General features: G+C 60.2%; 18 protein-coding genes and 5 tRNA genes. 8 read left to right on the top strand and 15 right to left on the bottom strand.

Going from position 1 to position 19,963, the window contains the following annotated elements:
* Nucleotides 1-5: 5 nt before the first annotated feature.
* Nucleotides 6-1,049 (top strand): magnesium and cobalt transport protein CorA, encoded by a 1,044-nt coding sequence (locus BC360_RS25380; RefSeq protein ID WP_065781533.1) that lies wholly within the window; start codon nt 6-8, stop codon nt 1,047-1,049.
* 16 nt (nt 1,050-1,065) lie between these two features.
* Here BC360_RS25380 and radC read toward each other — a convergent pair whose 3' ends face one another.
* From radC to phaC, 4 genes are all read right to left on the bottom strand, one after another.
* On the bottom strand, nt 1,066-1,857 hold the full coding sequence (gene radC / locus BC360_RS25375) for a RadC family protein (RefSeq protein WP_065781532.1): 792 nt from the start codon (nt 1,855-1,857) through the stop codon (nt 1,066-1,068).
* Nucleotides 1,854-2,693 carry a type I methionyl aminopeptidase gene (gene map, locus BC360_RS25370; protein ID WP_065797294.1) on the bottom strand — a complete coding sequence of 280 codons (840 nt, stop codon included), beginning with the start codon at nt 2,691-2,693 and terminating at the stop codon, nt 1,854-1,856. Before map ends, radC begins: the two co-directional genes overlap by 4 nt.
* Nucleotides 2,694-2,922: 229 nt before the next feature.
* Nucleotides 2,923-3,654 (bottom strand): DNA/RNA nuclease SfsA, encoded by a 732-nt coding sequence (gene sfsA / locus BC360_RS25365; RefSeq protein ID WP_065797292.1) that lies wholly within the window; start codon nt 3,652-3,654, stop codon nt 2,923-2,925.
* An 18-nt stretch (nt 3,655-3,672) separates the two neighbouring features.
* Entirely contained in the window at nt 3,673-5,523 is a 1,851-nt protein-coding gene (gene phaC, locus BC360_RS25360) for a poly(3-hydroxyalkanoate) polymerase subunit PhaC (protein WP_065797290.1), read from the bottom strand.
* Nucleotides 5,524-5,631: 108 nt separating this feature from the next.
* Between phaC and BC360_RS25355 the strand changes: the two genes are divergently transcribed.
* The 4 genes from BC360_RS25355 (at nt 5,632) to recJ (ending at nt 10,617) form a co-directional block, all read left to right on the top strand.
* Nucleotides 5,632-5,940, top strand: coding sequence for a hypothetical protein (locus tag BC360_RS25355; protein ID WP_065797289.1), 309 nt, complete (start codon nt 5,632-5,634; stop codon nt 5,938-5,940).
* Between the two features lie 124 nt (nt 5,941-6,064).
* Complete coding sequence (locus BC360_RS25350) at nt 6,065-7,282, top strand: LL-diaminopimelate aminotransferase (RefSeq protein WP_065797287.1); 1,218 nt, start codon at nt 6,065-6,067, stop codon at nt 7,280-7,282.
* Nucleotides 7,283-7,366: 84 nt separating this feature from the next.
* Nucleotides 7,367-8,689: a homoserine dehydrogenase gene (locus BC360_RS25345; protein WP_065797285.1), complete on the top strand. Its 1,323-nt coding sequence runs from the start codon at nt 7,367-7,369 to the stop codon at nt 8,687-8,689.
* A 125-nt stretch (nt 8,690-8,814) separates the two neighbouring features.
* Nucleotides 8,815-10,617, top strand: a complete 1,803-nt coding sequence (recJ, locus tag BC360_RS25340) for a single-stranded-DNA-specific exonuclease RecJ (RefSeq protein WP_065797284.1) — start codon at nt 8,815-8,817, stop codon at nt 10,615-10,617.
* A 74-nt stretch (nt 10,618-10,691) separates the two neighbouring features.
* On the opposite strand, the gene BC360_RS25335 is transcribed toward recJ, so the two are convergent.
* The 6 genes from BC360_RS25335 to BC360_RS25310 all read right to left on the bottom strand — a co-directional run bounded on the left by BC360_RS25335 (nt 10,692) and on the right by BC360_RS25310 (nt 14,069).
* Nucleotides 10,692-10,766: transfer RNA gene (locus tag BC360_RS25335), tRNA-Glu, on the bottom strand.
* A 307-nt stretch (nt 10,767-11,073) separates the two neighbouring features.
* Nucleotides 11,074-11,148, bottom strand: a tRNA-Glu gene (locus tag BC360_RS25330).
* A 198-nt stretch (nt 11,149-11,346) separates the two neighbouring features.
* Nucleotides 11,347-11,421 (bottom strand) — tRNA-Glu (locus BC360_RS25325).
* Between the two features lie 209 nt (nt 11,422-11,630).
* Nucleotides 11,631-11,705, bottom strand: a tRNA-Glu gene (locus BC360_RS25320).
* Nucleotides 11,706-11,841: 136 nt separating this feature from the next.
* The gene (locus BC360_RS25315; protein WP_065797283.1) at nt 11,842-13,227 is read right to left on the bottom strand and encodes a YcbK family protein; all 1,386 of its coding nucleotides are present in this window, start codon (nt 13,225-13,227) and stop codon (nt 11,842-11,844) included.
* Between the two features lie 401 nt (nt 13,228-13,628).
* The gene (locus BC360_RS25310) at nt 13,629-14,069 is read right to left on the bottom strand and encodes a VOC family protein (protein ID WP_065781523.1); all 441 of its coding nucleotides are present in this window, start codon (nt 14,067-14,069) and stop codon (nt 13,629-13,631) included.
* Nucleotides 14,070-14,266: 197 nt separating this feature from the next.
* Here BC360_RS25310 and BC360_RS25305 point away from each other — a divergent pair, with 197 nt between their 5' ends.
* The 3 genes from BC360_RS25305 (at nt 14,267) to BC360_RS25295 (ending at nt 16,133) form a co-directional block, all read left to right on the top strand.
* Complete coding sequence (locus BC360_RS25305) at nt 14,267-14,845, top strand: cold-shock protein (protein WP_025426885.1); 579 nt, start codon at nt 14,267-14,269, stop codon at nt 14,843-14,845.
* Nucleotides 14,845-15,327: a DUF192 domain-containing protein gene (locus BC360_RS25300; protein ID WP_065797282.1), complete on the top strand. Its 483-nt coding sequence runs from the start codon at nt 14,845-14,847 to the stop codon at nt 15,325-15,327. The genes BC360_RS25305 and BC360_RS25300 overlap by 1 nt, the downstream gene beginning before the upstream one ends.
* Before the next feature lie 158 nt (nt 15,328-15,485).
* Nucleotides 15,486-16,133, top strand: a complete 648-nt coding sequence (locus BC360_RS25295) for an outer membrane protein (RefSeq protein ID WP_065797281.1) — start codon at nt 15,486-15,488, stop codon at nt 16,131-16,133.
* A 209-nt stretch (nt 16,134-16,342) separates the two neighbouring features.
* Here the strand turns inward: BC360_RS25295 and BC360_RS25290 are convergent, their stop codons facing one another.
* From BC360_RS25290 to BC360_RS25270, 5 genes are all read right to left on the bottom strand, one after another.
* Complete coding sequence (locus BC360_RS25290) at nt 16,343-16,999, bottom strand: DUF1062 domain-containing protein (RefSeq protein ID WP_244512897.1); 657 nt, start codon at nt 16,997-16,999, stop codon at nt 16,343-16,345.
* Nucleotides 17,000-17,367: 368 nt separating this feature from the next.
* Nucleotides 17,368-18,444 carry a D-alanine--D-alanine ligase family protein gene (locus BC360_RS25285; RefSeq protein ID WP_065797279.1) on the bottom strand — a complete coding sequence of 359 codons (1,077 nt, stop codon included), beginning with the start codon at nt 18,442-18,444 and terminating at the stop codon, nt 17,368-17,370.
* Between the two features lie 230 nt (nt 18,445-18,674).
* Nucleotides 18,675-19,265: a histidine phosphatase family protein gene (locus BC360_RS25280; protein WP_065797421.1), complete on the bottom strand. Its 591-nt coding sequence runs from the start codon at nt 19,263-19,265 to the stop codon at nt 18,675-18,677.
* Nucleotides 19,266-19,387: 122 nt separating this feature from the next.
* A tRNA-Arg gene (locus BC360_RS25275) sits at nt 19,388-19,464 on the bottom strand.
* A gap of 37 nt (nt 19,465-19,501) precedes the next feature.
* On the bottom strand, nt 19,502-19,807 hold the full coding sequence (locus tag BC360_RS25270; RefSeq protein WP_065781518.1) for an ETC complex I subunit: 306 nt from the start codon (nt 19,805-19,807) through the stop codon (nt 19,502-19,504).
* Between the last annotated feature and the right edge of the window lie 156 nt (nt 19,808-19,963).

Here is a 19,963-nt window from a genome sequence, read left to right as displayed (position 1 = left end):
CGTCTATGGCGCTGGACCTGACGAATGAAGCATCCCCAGGCAACTCGCACGCGACGGAAGCGCCGCATGCGGAAGAGAGGCAGGGCGTGATCGCCGCTGCGGTCTACGAAAACGGCGTGCGCATCCAGGACATTCACGTGGAAGACGCCGGCAAATGGCGCAGTCGCCCGAACGCCGTCATCTGGATCGGTCTGCACGAACCGGACGCGGACCTGCTTCGCCAAGTGCAGCGCGAGTTCGATCTGCATGACCTGGCGATCGAGGACGCCTGCAAGGCACATCAACGCCCGAAACTGGAGATCTACGGCGATTCGATCTTCGTTGTCGCCCGCACTGCCCATATGGTCGGTGACGAAATCGCCTTTGGTGAGACGCATCTCTTCGTCGGCCGCGGCTATGTCGTCTCCGTCCGCCACGGTGCCTCGACGTCCTATATGGCCGTGCGGCAGCGATGCGAGGCGTCGCCGGCGGCCCTTGCCCATGGCGAGAACTACATCCTCTATTCGATCCTCGATTTCATCGTCGACAACTACATGCCGGTGATCGAGGCCATCCACGAAGAGGTCGAACGGCTCGAGGATCGCCTGCTTCGCCAGCGCCTGGAGAAGGCCGATATCGAACGGCTCTATCTGCTCCGGCGCAACCTGCTCCGGCTTCGCAATGCCGCGGTGCCGCTGGTCGACGTGTGTCGGCGGCACGAACATATCGATCTGCCCGGCATGGAAGCGGCATTGCAGCCGCTGTTTCGAGATGTGACCGACCATGTCCGCCGCGTGCAGGAAGATATTGACGCTTTGCGCGAGGTTCTGGCCTTCACCTTCGAAGCGAGCTTGATGATCGGTCAGTCGGAGCAAACGGAGATCTCGCGCAAGCTTGCGTCCTGGGCGGCGATCTTGGCGGTGCCGACGGCAATTGCGGGTATCTATGGGATGAACTTCGACGAGATGCCTGAGCTCAGATTCAAGTACGGTTATTTTGTCGTGCTCGCCATCATCATCGGGTTCTGCCTGACGCTTTACCGCTTCTTCCGCCGCGCGAGATGGCTTTGATCATCACACGTAGCCGTTAGAACAGACGCAGCCCCTTCAGGCTCACATGGCCGTCCTTGCCGATGATGATGTGATCGTGCACGGCGATGCCGAGTGGCTTTGCCGTCTCGACGATCAGCTTGGTCATATCGATATCCGCCCGTGAGGGCGTTGGGTCGCCGGAGGGATGGTTATGCGCAAGGATGATCGCGGTTGCCGACAGTTCGAGCGCGCGCTTGACGACCTCGCGCGGATAGACCGGCGTATGATCGATCGTGCCTGTCTGCTGAACTTCGTCGGCAATCAGTGCATTGCGCTTGTCGAGAAACAGGATACGGAATTGTTCCTTGGTCTCGTACGCCATCGCCGCGTGGCAATATTCGATCACCGCCGACCAGGACGAGAGGATGTGTTTCTTGCGCAGATCGCTCTTCAGCGTCCGGTGCCCGATGGTGGCGACGAGCTTCAGATCGAGCGCGACCGATTCGCCGACACCCTTGATCTCCTGCAGCAGTGCGAGCGGTGCGCCGAACACGCCGGCAAGCGTCCCGAAGCGCGTTAGCAGCGCCTTTGCTATCGGCTTGGTATCCTTGCGCGGAATGAGCCGAAACAGCAGCATTTCGAGGATTTCATAATCGGCAAGCGCGGCATCGCCATGCTCGCGGTATCGGGTGCGAAGCCGATCGCGGTGACCGAGGTAGTGCGCCTCGGTGGCAGCGGGAGCAGTGTCTGGAGCATGCGCGTCCTGCGGCTGCAGATCCGCGAAAAATGACCGTTCGCCCGCCGGCTGCGTCGCATCGCCTGCGGATGAACCGGAGTTCTTCTTCATGCGGCGCCCATGGCGGTCATGTCGGGCTTGAAGAGGCCGGCCGGCGAGAGTGTGAAGATCTCGCAGCCGTCAGCCGTGACGCCGACCGTATGTTCGTATTGCGCCGACAAAGAGCGGTCGCGGGTGACGGCCGTCCAGCCATCCGCCAGCACCTTCACGTGCGGGCGGCCGAGATTGATCATCGGCTCGATCGTGAAGATCATGCCCTCGCGCAACTCAGGCCCCTCGTTGGCGCGACCATAATGCAGGACGTTGGGAGCGTCGTGGAAAAGCCGGCCGACGCCGTGTCCGCAGAAGTCGCGCACGACAGAGCACCGCTCCGCTTCGGCATAGGCCTGGATCGCCTCGCCGATCGCGCCTGTGCGGGCGCCGGGGCGGACGGCGGCAATGCCGCGCATCAGGCATTCATGCGTCACATCGAGAAGCCGCTCGGCGGCGCGCTTGATCTCGCCGACCGGATACATGCGGCTGGAATCGCCGTGCCAGCCATCGATGACGTAGGTGACATCGATGTTGACGACATCGCCGTCGCGAAGCGGTTTGTCGTTCGGAATGCCGTGACAGACCACATGGTTGATCGAGGTGCAGGACGACTTGGTATAGCCGCGGTAATTCAGCGTCGCCGGCAAGGCGCCGTTGTCCATGCCGAATTCGAAGACGAAGCGATCGATCTCCTCGGTCGTCACCCCCGGTCGGACCCGCGACACCAGCTCGTCGAGGCAGCGCGCCGTCACCTGACAGGCCTTGCGCATGCCTTCGAACCCTTCCTGTCCGTAGAGGCGGATGACGCCGGTGTTCTTGTAGGGCGCAGACCCTGCCTCGATGTAAGTCACCATTCCAGAACTTTCAGTTGTTTCCTGTCGAATTTCATAATGCAGCAGGGGCGGCCTCGTCCACTGCCGTGCGCCATGAGGCACTGATTTGGGATGCAGCGCACGGTATTTCGCCACCTCGCTGTTCCGCCCGGCCAGTCGTCAAGCCTAACGCGGATCGATGCTGCGGTATATCCGCAGAATGTTGCAGGTTGCTCAGATTGGCGATCCAGCGCCGGCCCGATACGATCGTTCAGGCCGAGTTGCGAAGAGCGCCGACATCTGCCTCATCGATAGAGATCAAGCCGATGGGTGCGATCTCGGTCGGCGATACCAGGCATTTCACTGCATAGGCTTCCACGCCGCGGGCCTTGGCGCGCTCGAAGGCGCGGGCATAGACTGGGTCGTACTCGCCGCATATGCTCAAGCTGTCGCAGTCGCTACGCTGCACCAGATAGATCATGACACCCCGGTGGCCGGCGTCGACCATGTCGCCCAGTTCTTCGAGGTGCTTGGCGCCACGGGCGGTTGGACTGTCGGGAAACTCGGTGACGCCGCGGGTCCGGCTGAAATGCACGTTCTTGACCTCGACATAGGCAAGCCCGCGGATTGGATCGCTGAGCAGGATATCGATGCGCGAATTACGTCCGTACTTCTGCTCGCGCGAAAGCGACTCGTAACTGTGAAGGTCCGAAACAAGTCCAAGACGGATGGCTTCTTCCGCGAGGCGGTTGGGCAGGCCGGTGTTGATGCCGACGAGTGTGTTGTCCGCCTCGACGATCTCGAGCATCTGCCGGTACTTGCGTGTCGGGCTGTCGTGTTCCGACATCCATATACGCGAACCCGGCGTCGTCAGCCCGCGCATCGAGCCGGTGTTGGGGCATGAGCCGGTCAATGCGGTACCGTCGGCGAGGAGGGCGTCGAACAGAAAGCGCTTGTAGCGCTGCACGAGCGTGGCGGGCACGAGTGGCCGATCGAAGATCACGATAATTCTAGGCTTTCGTCAGGCGCGGGCGCGCACGTAGGAGCCGGGCGCCTCTTCCAGTGTATTGAGCTTGCCACCGGGCTTGCGCGCGGGTACGCGCTTCTTGTCCAGTTTTTCGATCCACTGATGCCAGTGCGGCCACCAGGATCCGGGCGTTTCCTTAGCTGCCTTGACCCAGTCATCGAATTCGCCCTTGGGCGCTCCGCCGGTCCAGAACTGGTATTTGCCCTTGTCCGGCGGATTGACGACACCGGCGATGTGGCCGGAGCCGGAAAGCACGTAGGTGACCTTACCGCCGAAAGACGAGCTGCCGAGGAAGACGGAGCGCGGCGGGGCGATATGGTCCTCCTTGGTGGCCAGGTTGTAGATCGGGATTTTGACGTCACCCAGCGACACCTGCTTGCCGGCCAGTACCATCTCGCCCTTTGACAGGCGGTTCTCCAGATAGCAGTTGCGCAGGTAGAACGAGTGGTTGGCCGCCGGCATCCGGGTCGAATCGGAATTCCAATAGAGCAGGTCGAAGGGCAGGGGCTCCTGACCCTTGAGGTAGTTGTTGACGAAATAGGGCCATATCAGCTCGGAGGCGCGCAGCATATTGAACGCCGTCGCCATTTTCGAACCGTCGAGATAGCCGGCCACCCGCATGTTCTCTTCCATCTGGCTGATCTGGTCTTCGTCGACGAAGACCTTGAGATCGCCGGCGTGGGTGAAGTCGACCTGGGTGGTAAATAGTGTTGCCGAGTGGATGCGTTCGTCGCCCTCTGCGGCATGAAGCGCAAGCGTTGCGGCCAACAGCGTTCCGCCGACGCAATAGCCGATGGCATTGACGTCCCGTTCACCCGTCGCCTGCTCGACGGTGTCGAGCGCAAAACCGATGCCTTCGCGTGCGTACGCTTCCCAATCCTTGGTCGCATGCCGCTCGTCCGGGTTGACCCAAGAGATGACGAAGACCGTGTGTCCCTGATCGACGGCCCACTTGATGAAGGATTTTTGCGGGTTGAGATCGAGCACGTAGAATTTGTTGATCCACGGCGGGCAGATCAACAGCGGACGCTTGAGCACTGTTTCCGTCGAGGCTTCGTACTGGATCACCTGGCAGACGTCGCTCTGCGCGATGACCTTGCCGGGGGTGATCGCGATGTTCTCGCCGATTGCGAATTTGCTGGTATCGGTCTGCCTCAACCGCAAATCGCCGCGACCTGCGGCGACGTCCTCGGCAAACATCTGCATACCCTTGACGAGGTTGGCGCCGCTGGTCGCTACCGTTTCCCGGTAGAGTTGCGGATTGGTGGTGACGAAATTGGTCGGCGAGAGCGCGCTCGAGATCTGCCGGACATAGAAGGCAGCCTTGTGTTTGGTGTGATCGTCGAGGCCCTCGGCATCGCGCACCATTTTGTCGGCCCAGTCGGACGTGATGAAATAGGCCTGCCGGACGAAATCGAAGAAGGGGTTCTTCACCCAGTCCTCGTCCGCGAAGCGTTTGTCCATCCGCTGTAGGCTGGCGGGATCGGCGGTGGCAACATCACCGGACATGCGATGCAGGGTTCGAGACCACATCTCGAAGAAGCTGCCCATGAGATGGGTCTGTGCTTCGAGGGTCCGGCGCGGATCGGAAAGCCAATATTCGGAAACCCTGGAGAGGGTTTTGACCATATCGGTGACGGGTTCGGAGAAGACGTCGGATTTTTCGCCGGTCTCGCGCGGCGCAAGCCAGGCGGAAGCCGCCTTGCCGAGCTGTTCCATCGCGCGGGCAAGGTTGACCGCGAGGCTTTCGGGATCCTTGACGATGTAGGGTTCAACGGACTTCGGGTCGAAGCCAGCAAAGCCGTCCTTGCCGGCGTGGCCTTCGGCATTCCTGTCTGCTGTCACCCGGTTTCCTCCACAGCATCTTGTTTGTTTTGTATTTTTACATTCTGCCCGAAAATGATTACAAGGGCTAGCGCATCGTCGCGCCACGAAACAGAGGTCTTTGCCAGTATGCTCGCCGTCGGAAAACAGCGCTCCATCACCTGGGTTGCCGGGATCATTCTCCTGGGCACGCTTGCGGGCTGCAACAGCCAGAAGACCCCCTTCGAAAACTATCCCTCCGTCTACGGTCAGAAGCCGGCGGCAACGCAGCAGATGACCAATGAGGAAGCCGCCGATATGCAGGCACGGCTAGCGGCTCTCGGCACTGCGCGCAAATCCGGTTCCATCTCCGAAGCGGAATATCAGCGTCGCATGAAGGAAATGCGTACGCTCGCCGAAGACCATGGCTCCGACACGCTGAAACAGATCGCGAATTAGCACTTGCGTTTCAGGTGATTTGGACGCAAAGCGTTCAATGGCCGCAGTGACGGCCGTTCACCAAAGCGCATGTTTTCGCGACGGCCAGCCGCTGGCGGAGACGTGCGCCAAACGAGGTTTGGAGATGGAAGAGTTTCACAAAGTCCGGCGTTTGCCGCCTTATGTTTTCGAACAGGTCAACCGTTTGAAAGCAAGCGCGCGAGCGGCCGGTGCTGACATCATCGACCTCGGCATGGGCAATCCGGATCTTCCCACTCCACAGTCGATTGTCGACAAGCTTTGCGAGGCCGTCCAGGACCCGCGCACGCATCGTTATTCGTCGTCGAAGGGCATTCCCGGGCTGCGTCGTGCCCAGGCCGCCTATTACGCCCGCCGCTTCGGCGTCAAACTCAACCCGGACACGCAGGTCGTCGCCACCCTTGGCTCCAAGGAAGGCTTCGCCAACATGGCCCAGGCGATCACCGCGCCGGGCGACGTGATCCTGTGCCCCAATCCGACCTATCCGATCCATGCCTTCGGCTTCCTGATGGCAGGCGGCGTCATCCGCTCGATTTCGGTCGAGCCCGACGACACGTTCTTCGGACCGCTGGAGCGCGCCGTTCGCCATTCGATCCCGAAGCCGCTGGCGCTGATCCTCAACTACCCGTCGAACCCAACGGCGCAGGTCGCCACGCTCGATTTCTACAAGGAAGTCGTGGCGTTTGCGAAGAAGCACGACATCATCGTGCTGTCGGATCTGGCCTATTCGGAGATCTACTTCAACGACGCACCGCCGCCATCCGTGCTCGAAGTGCCGGGCGCGATCGATGTCACGGTCGAGTTCACCTCGATGTCGAAGACATTCTCCATGCCCGGCTGGCGCATGGGCTTTGCCGTCGGCAACGAACGGCTGATCGCGGCGCTGACGCGCGTGAAGTCCTACCTCGACTATGGTGCGTTCACGCCGATCCAGGTTGCCGCCACCCAGGCGCTCAACGGCGACGGCAGCGACATCGCCGAAGTCCGCAACATCTACAAGCGCCGTCGTGACGTGATGGTCGAAAGCTTCGGCAAGGCCGGTTTCGACGTGCCGCCGCCGGCAGCCACGATGTTTGCCTGGGCCAAGATCCCGGAGAAGTTCCGTCACCTCGGATCCCTCGAATTCTCGAAGCTGCTCGTCGAAAAGGCTGACGTGGCCGTCGCGCCGGGCATCGGCTTCGGTGAGCAGGGTGACGACTACGTGCGTCTCGCCCTCGTCGAGAACGAGCACCGGATCCGTCAGGCGGCCCGCAATATCAAGAAGTTCCTGTCCACGGCTGACGAGACGATGCACAACGTCATCTCGCTCAACGCGCATCGGTAAAAGACGGGGGCGTGCCAGGCGCGCGCCCCTACTGCAACGGCCCCGCCGTTCTGGCGGGGCGCCCTCACATGTTAGGAAATGGCTATGGCAGATGCCCTCAAAATCGGCATTGCGGGCTTGGGTACCGTCGGTGCCTCGCTCGTGCGAATCCTCCAGGATCGTCACGAGATGCTGGCAACGACATGTGGCAGGGCAATCGAAATTACAGCCGTAACGGCGCGTGACCGCTCTAGGGATCGCGGCGTCGACCTGTCGAAGACGACCTGGTTTGACGATGCCGTTTCGCTTGCGGCCAAGGCCGATATCGATGTTTTCATTGAGCTGATGGGCGGCTCCGGCGATCCGGCGTACACTGCGGTCAAGACGGCGCTTAACCGTGGTATCCATGTCGTCACCGCCAACAAGGCGTTGCTGGCTGCGCACGGCATCGAGCTTGCAGCCATTGCCGAGAACAACGGCGCGCTGCTCAACTATGAAGCGGCCGTTGCCGGTGGCATTCCCGTCATCAAGGCGCTGCGCGAATCCATGACCGGCAACACGATCTCGCGCGTCTACGGGATCATGAACGGTACCTGCAACTACATCCTGACGAAGATGGAAAAGGAAGAGCTCTCATTCGAGGCCTGCCTGAAGGAAGCGCAGAGGCTCGGTTATGCCGAGGCAGACCCGGCTTTCGACATCGAAGGCAACGATACCGCGCACAAGCTGTCGATCCTGACGAGCCTGGCCTTCGGTACGGCGATCGCGGCCGACGACATCTATCTCGAGGGCATCACCAATATTTCCATCGATGATATTCATGCTGCCGCCGATCTCGGATATCGGATCAAGCTTCTCGGTGTCGCCCAGCGCACCGAAAGCGGCATCGAGCAACGGGTGCACCCGACGATGGTTCCCTATGATTCGGTGATCGCCCAGGTCGATGGCGTCACCAATGCGGTCGCGATCGAATCCGATATTCTCGGCGAGCTGCTGATGGTCGGCCCCGGTGCCGGCGGCAACGCGACGGCGTCCGCCGTTCTTGGCGACGTCGCCGATATCGCCAAGAGCCGCCCTGGCGCGCAGCACGTGCCGGCCTTCGGCCGCCCGACCAATGCGTTGCTGCCCTACAAGCGCGCGCAGATCCAGAGCCACGAGGGCGGCTACTTCATCCGCCTGAAGGTCGTCGATCGTACCGGCGTCTTTGCAAGCATTGCTTCGCGCATGGCCGAGAACGGTATCTCGCTGGAATCGATCATGCAGCATTCCAAGCACCCGCAGGAATCATTCGAGCCGCAGACGATCATCCTGGTGACGCACGCGACCGCCGAGCATTCGGTGCGCGATGCGATCGTGGCGATCAAGAGCGAGGGCTATCTGGTCGGAGAGCCGCAGGTGATCCGCATCGAGCGGCCGAAGGCAGCTTAAGTCAAAGCGCAAAACTGTTGAGAAAGGGCCCCATCGACCATTGGTGTCGGTGGGGCCTTTTTCATGCCGGGTTTTGCATGCGCGCATTGTTCGCTAAGAACAAAAGATTGAGGCAGGTGGACAGCATGGAAGAACCGGTAGATCCGATACAGCGAGCTTTCCTTGGCGTGGAACGATCGATCAGCGGTCAACGCTGGGTGTCGCGTCTCGACCAGGCCGGACAGAACCGGGCGCTGGCGATCAGCCAGGTCCATGGCTATTCCGATCTGATCGGCCGCGTGCTTGCCGGGCGCGGAGTAACGCTCGACGATGCGGCGGTCTTCCTCGACCCGACGCTTCGCTCGCTGATGCCGGATCCCGATACCATGACCGACTGCCGTAAGGCGGCCGAGCGCCTGGCGATGGCGATTTCCAGGCGCGAGAAGGTGGTGATCTTCGGCGACTACGACGTAGACGGCGCCGCCTCGTCGGCGCTGATGGCGCGTTTCCTCAAACATTTCGGGCTCGAGGCCGAGATCTATATCCCCGATCGTATCTTCGAGGGGTATGGCCCCAACCCACAGGCGATCGAACAGTTGATCGACAATGGCGCCAGGCTCATCGTCACTGTCGATTGCGGCTCGACCAGCCACGAGGCGCTTGCCGTGGCAGCGCAGCGCAGCGTCGATGTGGTCGTCATCGACCATCACCAGGTCGGCTCGTCGCTGCCGCCATGCCATGCGCTCGTCAACCCCAACCGCGAGGACGATCTCTCCGGTCAGGGACACCTTTGCGCGGCCGGCGTCGTCTATCTCGTTCTCGTCAATACGGTGCGTGTGCTGCGTGCCGCCGGTGACGCGCGCGTCGGGTCTTTCGATCTGTTGGCACAGCTCGACCTCGTGGCGCTGGCAACCGTTTGTGACGTGGTGCCGCTCAAGGGGCTCAATCGCGCCTACGTCGTCAAGGGGCTGATTGCAGCCCGGCACATGGGCAATGTCGGGCTGGCGGCCCTGTTGCGCAAGGCGGCGATCGGCGGTCCGGTGACGCCGTATCATCTCGGGTTTCTGGTCGGGCCACGCATCAATGCCGGCGGCCGAATTGGCGACGCGGCGCTTGGCAGCCGCCTGTTGACGATGGGCGATAGTGCCGCCGCTGAAACGATCGCGGCACGGCTCGACGAACTCAACCGCGAGCGGCAGGCAATGGAGGCTGCGATGCTGGCTGAAGCCGAAGCCGAGGTTCTGGCCGAATACGGCACGGGTGAGGGCGCCTCGGTGATCGTGACGGCACGGGAGAACTGGCATCCGGGGATAGTCGGGCTGATTGCAGCGAGAATAAAAGAGAAGTTCCGCCGTCCGACCTTCGCCATCGCCTTCGATCCGATTGGCCGGGGGACGGGATCCGGCCGATCGATCGCTGGTTTCGACATGGGAAAGATGGTTCGTGCTGCCGTCGACGGCGGATTTTTGGTGAAGGGCGGCGGTCACGCGATGGCGGCGGGCCTGACGGTCGAGCGGACGAAGCTCGGCCGGTTGCGGCAGTTCTTCGAGGAGAAGGCCGAAGTCGCCGTGCGCGACCTCGTTGCGGTACAGACGCTGAAGGTAGATGGTGCGCTCGGCGCGTCGGGGGCAACACTGGAACTGATCGATCTGCTGGAGCAGGCCGGGCCTTACGGCTCCGCCCATCCGCAGCCGGTCTTCGCCTTCCCGCAGCACCGACTGCGCGACAGCCGGCAAGTGGGAGCCAACCACGTCAAGGTGACGCTCGAGGGGCAGGACGGCAGTCGTCTCGATGGCATCGCCTTTCGCGCAACCGAGACCCCGCTTGGCGATTTTCTTCTTTCGAGCCGCGGCGCCTCCATGCACGTCGCGGGTTCGGTTTCAGCGGATCTGTGGCAGGGGCAACGGCGGGTCCAGATTCGCGTCACCGATGCCGCGAAAGCGGTTTGACGGCGCGCTCGAAACGCGGCTGGCTCATCCGAACCAACGATTTGGTTTGACCAGCCAAACTGCTCTGTGAGGACTGGCACGCCCAACGGGAATCGAACCCGTGTTGCCGCCGTGAGAGGGCGGCGTCCTGACCGCTAGACGATGGGCGCCCACGCTGGTCGCTGAGGGCTCGCGATCACGGCCTACTGCATAATTCCTTAAATCGGAATCGATTTAAGGATAAAATTATGCAGCAACTCAAAGTGTTACAGCGACCTTTGCGCGTCTAAATAGACGCGCGGCGCTGTAGTGGCCGCAATCAATTCCTCTTCGGATACTATGCCTTTTCCGCGAAGACGACGACAGAAATCCATCGGTGTTGCCTGAGCGGATACGGCAGCGGTCCCGCCAAAAGAATGACGTTCAGCCGCAGCGTGAGCGCGGTCGACGTTTGCGGCGTGGGGGAGGTCAACACAGTGGCACGCCCTAGGGGAGTCGAACCCCTCTTCCCAGAATGAAAATCTGGTGTCCTAACCGATAGACGAAGGGCGCACTTGCTGTGTGGGCGTCTTATAGTCAGCGCTTTTGCCAGCTGCAAGCGCTAATGTCAGGATTTTCGAGGTTTTTCTGTGGAAAATGCAGGAAAAATCACGGGTTAAAAACACCGTGCCCGTGGCCGACACAGAGGGGAGCATGGACCACGCAATCGGCGTCAAATCTGTAGCGAATGTGCTGGGGAAAGGATCACAGTGGCACGCCCTAGGGGAGTCGAACCCCTCTTCCCAGAATGAAAATCTGGTGTCCTAACCGATAGACGAAGGGCGCACTTGCTGTGTGGGCGCCTTATAGGCAGCGCCTTTGCAGACTGCAAGCGGTAATCTGAGAATTCGCGCGCTTTTCCTGTGAAAAGAACCGGAAAAATCTGCCACCACCCGGTCGTCCCGGAGAGCGACACATAATCGAGCGCGCGTCGGATTCTGGATGCAGAACTGCCGCTCACGAGCAGGGAAATCATTTGAAGGGGAGGGTCACAGTGGCACGCCCTAGGGGAGTCGAACCCCTCTTCCCAGAATGAAAATCTGGTGTCCTAACCGATAGACGAAGGGCGCACTTGCTGTGTCGGCGTCTTATAGTCAGGCGATTTGATTACCGCAAGCGTCAATTTTCATTTTTCTGTAAAAAATGCACAGGCAGGGAGCAGGGGGCGGATTCTGTGGATTAACCCGTCGAAACAAGGGCTTGCGTTCAGCCCTTGCTGCGGCGGCAACGCCAGTTCCAGTCGCGCTGCGCGCCGATGTCGATATGAACCGATTCCGTGTGGCAGTAGGTGCCGACGCCGCCGCGCCCGGGAATGCTGCGCAGGAAATCTGCCAATTCCCACTTGCTGACGCCCTGGACCTGGATGTCGGCCGCTTCGCAGCGCGTATGGAGGGATTGCTTCGCGCGGTTGACCTTGATCGGACGCAGGCCCGAAGTCACCATGACTTGGCGGCCGTAACGCGTCTCCACCTGCTTCAGCATCTGCATCAGTTCCGGCTTGAAGCAGCCGGCCTCGACCTTTTCGGTCTGCAGGATGAGGCCGCTTGGCGCCAGGCGAGCAAGGCCGGAAAGCGAGGCGAGCTGAACGGGCGCGTCCTCTTCATCTGCTGCATGGTCTTCATGCGCGACGCTGAACAGCGGACTCATCTTGACGCCGGGCAGGCCATTGTAGGCGAGCGAAGCCATTTGCGGTTGGCTGGCATTGCTGGTGGTGATGGTCTTTTTTTCGGCGGGCTGCGCTGCGCGCGCCGTTACCTGCTGCTGCTTCTCCTTGCGCTTGCCGGCAAAAAGGCTCGCAAGGGTCCAGGTCTTCGGCTCTTCCTTGGAATCGTTCTCGCTGGTCTTGCCGTCCGGCGCGGCCGTCATCGTCTGGGCAACTTCCGTCGTTGCCTGCGCCTGCTCGGCGGCCTGCACGGGTTGCAGCACACGCGACGTCTTTCCGCCGAGGGCAGCCTGCGCACTCAAGGGCAGCGGTACGGAGGCGGGAAGGGTGGCTCCCTCCGGAGAGGCATAGGCCATCACAGCCGTATCCGACGGCGCGCCGGAGGTGTCGTTCGAGGCGCCCTGCTGCGGCTGGATGATCGGTTGGGGTTGGGGTTGAGGCTGAGTTTGCCCCTGTCCCCGGTTGCCGCTGAAAAGACTGTTCGTCGTTGCGTTCATGGTCGGCTGGGCAGCGCCCGTGGCCGGGATGGAGCCCGTCGCCTGCGGCTGTGCGCCCGTCGCAGCCGCCTGGCCGTCCGCCGGAACCTGGCCATAGATACTGGAGGAGGCTGCTCGCAGGCCGGTGCTCTGCATCGTCAGCGATCCAGCCTGTTGTGCGGGGTCTTGCCCCGGCACGAGGGCGCCATTGCCCTGGGTTGCCTGCGGGTTGCTGCCGACCGCCGATACCTGGGCGTCGCGAACAGTCGCGCCGGCCTGGGTCGAATCGGCGACCTGCAGCGATTCTTGCGCTTCCTCGACTTTCAGCGCGTTCGCGGCTTCGCTGTCGGCCACAGCGGACACGCAGCCGCTCAAGGCGAGCAGTGAAACGGATATCGCGGTTGCGCGGCCAATTGACGACAGCAGCGCCCTCTTGGTTTCCCGATGTTGCAACGTCCTATCCCCGCTCTCCGTGCATGATTGGCGAGATCGTCGCCTTTCCATGCATTAAGTCTCAGTTCCGAAACATCGCCCAGAACAAACGAAAACGAATTTCGCGCGGCGGGCCAAACGGATCGCCGCGGGAAGGATTAGGCCAAATACAGTTAGGGGGCGTCGCCACGAGACATCGCGGATAGAACCCCGTATCAACGTTTCGCGCGGAAGTTACTGAACGATACGTGATTTGTAAACTGGCGCTAACCTTGAGCCCACATGCGCTTAGCATGCAAAGGCCCGGTGTCGGTGCCGGGCCCCGGATCATTCATTATTTCAACGGATCCGCGACTCGACTTTGCCAAGCCGGAACTCCCGGCTGCAGACGTCGATCATCGGCGGTCAGAATTGCGCGAGGCTTACCAGGCGCCGGTGTTGGCCATCGAGGCCCAGGGCTCTTGCGTGGGTCGATTTTCGCCCTTCTGCAGGATCTCGATCGAAATGCCGTCGGGCGAGCGCACGAAGGCCATGTGCCCATCGCGCGGCGGACGGTTGATGGTCACGCCATTGTCCATCAGATGCTGGCAGAAGCCATAGATGTCATCCACCTCATAGGCCAGGTGACCAAAGTTCCGGCCGCCTGTATAATCTTCGCTGTCCCAATTGTAGGTGAGTTCGAGGCACGGCGAGAGCTTGCCCTTTGCCCGGTCAAGATCGCCGGGGGCGGCCAGGAAGACAAGCGTGAAACGGCCCTTTTCGTTCTCGTAGCGACGGATTTCGCTGAGGCCGAAAATCGTGCAGTAGAACTTCAAGGCCTCGTCCAGATTTTTGACGCGAACCATCGTGTGCAGATAACGCATTGCAATGTCCCTGTTTCGAAGAAGATGGCGTATACTGATCTGCCAGCAAGCCAGAGGCAAGGCTGCGTCCCTACATTCGGCCCAGGCCAAAATACGCCGAGGGTCTTGCGCATCAGCGGCGGGACGATGTTATTCTAGTCAATAAGAATCAGTTAACTGTAGTCGGTAGTCGCGCGTAAACGAGGGGCTGGGAGAGAATGGCGGATAGGACATCTTCAAAAGACGTCATGCATGATGACGACTTTGGCAGCGACGCCCTCGACCTCGTCGAAATCACCGGCGTGATCAAGTGGTTCGATGTCGCCAAGGGCTTTGGCTTCATCGTGCCCGATAACGGCATGCAGGACGTACTGGTGCATGTGACCTGCCTGCGGCGTGACGGTTATCAGACGGTGCTCGAAGGGGCCCGGGTCGTGGCTCTCATCCAGAAACGCGATCGTGGCTACCAGGCCTTCCGCATTCTCTCGATGGATCAGTCGACAGCCATTCATCCCTCGCAGCTGCCGCCGATCAGAACCCATGTGCAGGTCACGCCGACGAGCGGCCTCGAGCGTGTTCTCGTCAAGTGGTTCAACCGGACCAAGGGGTTCGGCTTCCTGACGCGCGGCGAGGGCACGGAAGATATTTTCGTGCATATGGAAACGCTGCGCCGTTTCGGACTGACCGAACTTCGCCCCGGCCAGGTAGTTCTCGTGCGCTTCGGCGATGGTGAAAAGGGCCTGATGGCGGCCGAGATCCATCCCGACGGCCCAACGCCGACGAGCCGTTCGCACTGATGTCGATAGCTCGAACCCTTTCTGCAAGAAGCGCCGCCATGGCGCTTTTTTTGTCTCTGCTGTTGTTTGCCGTTGCTGCGTTTGCAGAGGTGCAATTCACCGCCGACCGGATGCGTGTGGTGACGGCAGACAACCAGGCCCATGAGTTGACGGTCGAGCTTGCCATCGATGCCGATCAACGCGAGCAGGGGCTGATGTTTCGCCGCTCAATGGCGCCTGACCATGGGATGCTGTTCGATTTCGGCGAAACGCGCCGGGTCATGATGTGGATGAAGAACACCCATCTGGCGCTCGATATGCTGTTCGTCGACAAGCGCGGCATCGTTCGCACCATCCATCAGGATGCAGTTCCGTTCTCGGAGGCGATCATCGATTCGGGCGAACCGGTGGCCTTTGTGCTGGAGCTCAATGCCGGCACCGTCAAGCGCCTGGGCATCAAGCCCGGCGACCGGCTCGAAGGCGCTCGCATCGGCGGCAATTGATCAAGTAGCGCCCAGCTTCAGAATTGGCTGACTGGAAATGTATAATCATATGATTTAAAAGAGAAATTTATTATTCCCGCTCCGAAGCGAGCCTTTTCGGCAGACGCGCCCTACATAAGTTGGTAATCTTGCTATCGGACCAACAGGAGGCATCTGTGATGATCAGGCATGTGCTTGTTGCAATCTTTGCTACTGCCGCTCTTGCGCCCGCTGCATCGGCCGCCGATCTGACCGAAAATCTCGAGCCGGTGCCCCTGGTGGAAGCCGCGCCTACCTTTGTCTGGACGGGCGGCTATGTCGGTCTGCAAGGCGGTGGCGGCTGGCTTAATGGCGACTTCAGCGCGCCTGGTGCAAATGCTTCTGAGGACTTCAATGGTGGCCTTCTCGGTGCCTTCGCCGGCTACAACTATCAGCAAGGCGATTGGGTCTACGGCATCGAGGGCGATGTCAGTTATAACTGGAACGACAAGACCTTCGATATCTTCGGTGCTTCTCCGGAAGTCGGGACTGATGTGTCCGGCTCCGTCCGCGGCCGCCTCGGTTACGTCGCCCATGAAAAGGCGCTTGTCTATGCGACCGGCGGTTGGGCAATTACACGCGGATTCGTTGATGTGCCGGGGGCTTCCAAGGAAAAGGAAACCTTCAATGGCTGGACGATCGGTGCGGGCGTCGACTACGCCTTCACCGACAGCATGTTTGGCCGAGCCGAATACCGCTACAACGACTATGGCGACAAGGACATCGGCGGCATCAACGTCGATCTCGACCAGCATCAATTCACCGTCGGTATCGGCGTGAAGTTCTGAAGACCATCGATGTCAGGAGGGCTCCGATGGCATCGGAGCCCTCTTTCGCTGTCGTTGTCCGCGTTATTCACGCTTACAGCGCCGCGCGTCAAACATGACGCGCTAAGGACGCTGTCACACTTTAAAATTGCTGCATAATTTATCCTTAAATCGATTCCGATTTAAGGAATTATGCAGTAGCCCGAGGCCGGGCCCCGGCCGGTCTTCGGCTAAGGCCCGGCGCGGCTGAGGATCGCGTTGCGATCGGCTTCGCCGGCAAGATCGATGGTGATACGCATCTGATCCTTCACAGAGCGCCGTAGCGTATTCCTGCCCAACGGAGTCGTGGCGACGCGGCCCGCTTCTTCAAGCATGGCGATACGCTTGCGTGACAGGCCGAGCTCCATGGATAGCAGCCTTTCGGTTCTCAGCGATGTTTTCATTGCCAGGCCGAGAACGATCTCCACACGTAAGGATGACGCGGCGGCAGGATTCAGTATCGTTTTCTCTACATGAACCTCGGCAAATTCTTCGATTCGCCCTGCATTCTGGCGCAGTCCGTCGAGATCGAAAGAAACCTTTTCGATCCAGGCTCCGTCGTTGTTCTGCAAGGCGTGCAGCGTGGCCGGATCGATATCGCGGATGTGGCGGCGCTCGAAGATGGGGCGATTCCAGGTGCTGTCGCAGCCGCTGCAGCGATAGATCAACCAGGCATCCAGCCGCCGGCCATTGGCATTGAGCCGCGTTTTGCCGCTCGGCTCAAACGGACGCACTGTTCGGCAGCGGTTGCAGGCGAGCCACGGGCGCGGCGCGATCCTGGGTTTGATGGTCCACTGGACCAGGAGTGTGTGAGACATGTCGTCTGGTTCTTCCGATTGGAAGTCCATCAAGACGACGGTTTGAGCACCCGTTCAGGGGACGCGGTCTGGCAGCGTTTTGGTGATGGTTCGATCCGCACGAAGAATCATGCGGCGACAGGTCGGCAATGCCATTCCGGTCTCGAACCGTCACCTCGACGAACGCATTAGGCTGCGATCCGACAGCGACGATCGCTATCGGGCGTACGTGGTGAAACAAGCGAGACCGGGGTTTACAAAGGCAAAGCAGAACTCCAGGAAAAGACAGCGCAATTTGCTGCGCAACCCTCCTAGCCGAATATGACTGCTACGGGAAGTAGCAATTTCGCGATTCATCGCGCAGTCGGAACGCGCGACGCGACGCGTTCCACCAATGCAATGCGGACTTGGGAAAATGATCAGCGAGCCAGCGTGGCCCTTGCCAATCCATGCTCGATCAACAGGCCGACAAGCTCAGTGTAGGGCACGCCGCTCGCGGCCATGGCCTTCGGGTACATGCTGATATCGGTAAAGCCAGGCATGGTGTTGACCTCGTTGATCACAACGCTCAAGTCCGGCCGGACGAAAAAGTCGACGCGCGCCAGCCCTTCGCAGCCGAGCGCGATGAACGCTTGTCCGGCCATGTCCTGCAAGCGTTGCGTTACCTCGTCTGGCAGAACTGCCGGAATGCTGATGGCGGCGCCATCTTCATCAAGGTACTTAGCCTCATAGGTATAAAAGCCGTGGCTGGCACTGGTCGCGATCTCGCCCGGAACGGAAACCATCAGGCTTCCGTCTGATCTTTCGAGCACGGCGCACTCGATTTCCCGTGCCTGGACGAATTCCTCGATGAGAACCTTCGTGTCGAACTTGAAGCCTTCGTCGACCGCCGCATCGAACTCTTCGGCAGTTTTCGCCTTGCTGACGCCGACCGACGAACCCTGTCGTGCAGGTTTGACGAAGACCGGCTGTCCCAATGCGGCCGTTACATTCTCGAAGTCCGGACGCTGATTGGGCCTTGCGGTGACGGAGCGGGCAACCGGTAGACCCGCCTCGCGCAACAGGCGCTTGGCCATTTCCTTGTCGATGGCCGTGGCGGAGCCGAGGATGCCGCAGCCGACCAGCGGGATATTGCAGACCTGAGCGAGCCCCTGGATCGATCCGTCCTCGCCGTACAATCCGTGCAGGACGGGAAACAGAATGTCGATCGCCGGTGGGTGCATCATCGTGCCGGCAGCACCGTCGAAGGCGATCAGGCGACCGCGTCCGCCAGGCACCAGGCATACTTTTGTACCGGCATAGACGATGTCAGCAGGCAGGCTGCCAGCCGTCATCTCGATCAACAACCATTGTCCGGTACGATCGATGAGGATCGGCACGATCTCGTACTTGGCCGGATCGATCGCTTTGAGGACATTGCGTGCTGAGAGGATGGAAACGTCGTGCTCGGCGGATTGCCCGCCAAAGAGCACACCCACACGCAATCTCGAGGTCATGAAAGTTCCTTTCCGGGAGCGTGAATCAATCGATGAGCTCCGTTTTACCTGACCAATTGCAACCGAATTGAGGTGGTTGGTGCGTCGTCATTTCCTGGCGTTCCGCTTTGCTGACTGGCTTCACCAAGCGATATCACGTCGGGTTATGGTACGGACCGATTGAACTGCAGCTGTTTTCGGAGTTAGGTCGGCACGACTTGATCCCTGACGGCCATCGAGATGAACTCCGGCTACGCGAACATGGGCGCCGAACCGCCTACAAGACTGAATTCACCGTCGCAAAGGCGATAGAAACCATCCTGAGGAACGGGCAGCTCCAGCATTTCGCGCTTCGAAAGGCCGGAATACACGCCGCGTACCAATCTACCGAAAAGCCCGTGAGAAATCGCAATGGTTGGCAAAAGCGTATCTGCGAGCCAGTCTCTTGCCCGGGCACACGCAGCATCAAAACTTTCGCCGTCTGGAGACCTAAAATACCAATCAAAAGCGTCCGAGCCATCCAGCATTGTCGGAAACTCATTGTCGATCTCGAACTTCGTCATACCATCCCAAGAGCCGACAGAAACCTCCATCAGCCGGGCGTCGTCACGAGCGACCAAGGGCAACACTCGCGTTAGGCGATCAGCTGTCTGTCGAGTTCGGCCAAGGGGGCTGACGTCCATTTGGAATGATTGCTGGCTGCCTGAAATCTCTTTCTGAAGGAATTCAGCGGTGCAATCCGCCTGTTCGATACCGCGCGCCGTAAGCGGGGAATCCAGTTGACCTTGGTAGCGACCCAAGGTGTTCCACATCGTCTCGCCATGACGAAGCAGATAAATCAATTGTGTCGCCATATAAGCAGATACCCGCTGCAGTTCACTTCAGAGGTTCGATATCCAGTAGAGCCCAGGATCTATCGAAGATAGGTTGGTCAGGCCCGTAGAACCTGAACAAGGAGAAGTGATGGCGACCCCTGCAGGATTCGAACCTGCGACAACCTGCTTAGAAGGCAGGTGCTCTATCCAACTGAGCTAAGGGGCCGTTCCGGGCGGAGCCCGTTGAAAGCGGCTCAAGGACCTCAATGGGTCCAGGGCTGCATCCGGCTGAAACGGAAATTGTCCGGGTAGGACACAGTCTTGCGCGTTGCCTCTTTCGGCGCGATCACGCGGTATTCGATGCCGTTGCGCTCGGCATAGGCAATTGCCTGCTCAGCGCTTTCAAAAGTCAGTCGCAGCTGCTGCAGCGTATCGCCCGAGCTGGTGTAGCCCATGACCGGATCGATTGTGCGCGGCTTTTCCTGATCGAACTCCAGCAACCACAGATTCGTCTTGGCTTTGCCAGACTGCATGGCGGTCTTTGCTGGACGATAGATCTTTGCGGACATGGTCTCGAACGGCTCCGTTATTTCGCTGGTGGAGCATTTTGCGGCCCCAACATGCGTCTTCCCATAGCGCAGAATGATTTAAAACGGAATGACTTTCAGACCGATAAATCTGGCTTTCGTCCGTATTTTGCCGGCAATGGTCGAGCGATCGCTTGG

The sequence above is a fragment of the Ensifer sp. LC163 genome (assembly GCF_001695855.1).
Classification (GTDB): Bacteria; Pseudomonadota; Alphaproteobacteria; order Rhizobiales; family Rhizobiaceae; genus Ensifer.
Note: the sequence above shows the minus strand (reverse complement) of the source record. Positions and strands in the feature narration are given on the sequence as shown.

Excerpts from the sequence above, each read along its gene's own strand:
- BC360_RS25380 (WP_065781533.1), top strand. The coding sequence starts at position 6 with ATGGCGCTGGACCTGACGAATGAAGCATCCCCAGGCAACTCGCACGCG.
- recJ (WP_065797284.1), top strand. The coding sequence starts at position 8,815 with ATGGAAGAACCGGTAGATCCGATACAGCGAGCTTTCCTTGGCGTGGAA.
- BC360_RS25355 (WP_065797289.1), top strand. The coding sequence starts at position 5,632 with ATGCTCGCCGTCGGAAAACAGCGCTCCATCACCTGGGTTGCCGGGATC.
- BC360_RS25300 (WP_065797282.1), top strand. The coding sequence starts at position 14,845 with ATGTCGATAGCTCGAACCCTTTCTGCAAGAAGCGCCGCCATGGCGCTT.
- BC360_RS25305 (WP_025426885.1), top strand. The coding sequence starts at position 14,267 with ATGGCGGATAGGACATCTTCAAAAGACGTCATGCATGATGACGACTTT.
- BC360_RS25345 (WP_065797285.1), top strand. The coding sequence starts at position 7,367 with ATGGCAGATGCCCTCAAAATCGGCATTGCGGGCTTGGGTACCGTCGGT.
- BC360_RS25270 (WP_065781518.1), bottom strand. The coding sequence starts at position 19,807 with ATGTCCGCAAAGATCTATCGTCCAGCAAAGACCGCCATGCAGTCTGGC.
- map (WP_065797294.1), bottom strand. The coding sequence starts at position 2,693 with ATGGTGACTTACATCGAGGCAGGGTCTGCGCCCTACAAGAACACCGGC.
- BC360_RS25285 (WP_065797279.1), bottom strand. The coding sequence starts at position 18,444 with ATGACCTCGAGATTGCGTGTGGGTGTGCTCTTTGGCGGGCAATCCGCC.
- BC360_RS25295 (WP_065797281.1), top strand. The coding sequence starts at position 15,486 with ATGATCAGGCATGTGCTTGTTGCAATCTTTGCTACTGCCGCTCTTGCG.
- radC (WP_065781532.1), bottom strand. The coding sequence starts at position 1,857 with ATGAAGAAGAACTCCGGTTCATCCGCAGGCGATGCGACGCAGCCGGCG.
- BC360_RS25290 (WP_244512897.1), bottom strand. The coding sequence starts at position 16,999 with ATGGACTTCCAATCGGAAGAACCAGACGACATGTCTCACACACTCCTG.
- BC360_RS25350 (WP_065797287.1), top strand. The coding sequence starts at position 6,065 with ATGGAAGAGTTTCACAAAGTCCGGCGTTTGCCGCCTTATGTTTTCGAA.
- BC360_RS25310 (WP_065781523.1), bottom strand. The coding sequence starts at position 14,069 with ATGCGTTATCTGCACACGATGGTTCGCGTCAAAAATCTGGACGAGGCC.